This window comes from Massilia sp. CMS3.1, from assembly GCF_051262535.1.
Taxonomy (GTDB): Bacteria; Pseudomonadota; Gammaproteobacteria; order Burkholderiales; family Burkholderiaceae_D; genus Telluria.
Genome location: NZ_JBIMES010000117.1, coordinates 1 through 228 on the forward strand (window position 1 = coordinate 1; position 228 = coordinate 228).

The window sequence follows — 228 nt, forward strand, 5'->3', positions numbered from 1 at the left end:
ATGAACAACTGGGTCTTCAACCCAATCGGCGGCGGCTTCGCCAGCGGCCAGACGATCAAGGAATCGCTGGACGTGAACGGCAATGCCTTCATCCAGATCACCCCAACCGGCGGCACCAGCTTCTCGTTCACCGAGCACGCTGTGTTCAACATCGTCCAGGCTGACGCCAACGGCAAGCTGTTCCCTGTGAACTACCCAGGCGGCAACATCACCGCAACCTTCGTCGGT

1 protein-coding gene is annotated in these 228 nt (G+C 59.6%); it reads left to right on the forward strand.

The window, feature by feature from the left end; genetic code table 11:
* The coding region (locus ACHAC9_RS24685; protein ID WP_435764464.1) for a hypothetical protein at positions 1 to 228 on the forward strand (228 nt) is incomplete at both ends.